This is a genomic window from Salipiger sp. HF18 (genome assembly GCF_011806505.1).
In the GTDB taxonomy this organism is placed as follows: Bacteria; Pseudomonadota; Alphaproteobacteria; order Rhodobacterales; family Rhodobacteraceae; genus Salipiger; species Salipiger thiooxidans.
Map to the genome: position 1 here is coordinate 1 of NZ_JAATOS010000942.1, position 689 is coordinate 689.

Below are 689 nucleotides of genomic sequence, written 5' to 3' on the forward strand. Positions count from 1 at the left end.
AGCGGACGCCAAGGGCCTGCTCAAGTCGGCGATCCGTGATCCGAACCCGGTGATCTTCCTCGAGAACGAGATCCTCTACGGCCGCTCCTTCGAGGTGCCGGCGCTGGACGACTTCACCGTGCCCTTCGGCAAGGCCAAGATCTGGCGCGAGGGCAAGGACGTCACCATCGTCAGCTTCGGCATCGGCATGCAGTACGCGCTGGAAGCCGCCGAGAAGCTGGCCGACGAAGGCGTCGACGCCGAGGTCATCGACCTGCGCACCCTCCGCCCGCTCGATTACGGCACCGTCATCGAGTCGGTGAAGAAGACCAACCGCTGCGTGACCGTGGAAGAGGGTTTCCCGGTGGGGGCCATCGGCAACCACCTCTCGGCCTACATCATGCAGAACGCCTTCGATTACCTCGATGCCCCGGTGATCAACTGCACCGGCAAGGACGTTCCGATGCCCTATGCCGCGAACCTCGAGAAGCACGCGCTGGTGACCACCGCCGAGGTGATCGAGGCAGTCAAGCAAGTCACCTATCGGTAAGGGAGCGAGACCAATGCCCACCGAAATCCTGATGCCCGCCCTGTCTCCGACCATGGAAGAGGGCACGCTGGCCAAGTGGCTGGTGAAAGAGGGTGACACCGTGTCCTCGGGCGACATCCTCGCCGAGATCGAGACCGACAAGGCCACGATGGAGTTCGAG

2 protein-coding genes are annotated in these 689 nt (G+C 63.4%); both read left to right on the forward strand.

What is annotated here, in order from left to right; translation table 11 throughout:
* Nucleotides 1-529 (forward strand): transketolase C-terminal domain-containing protein (locus tag HC022_RS28145; RefSeq protein ID WP_303049124.1); only part of this gene is annotated, 529 nt, incomplete at its 5' end.
* A 13-nt stretch (nt 530-542) separates the two neighbouring features.
* A partial coding sequence (locus HC022_RS28150) for a biotin/lipoyl-containing protein (RefSeq protein ID WP_167454555.1) occupies nt 543-689 on the forward strand: 147 nt, incomplete at its 3' end.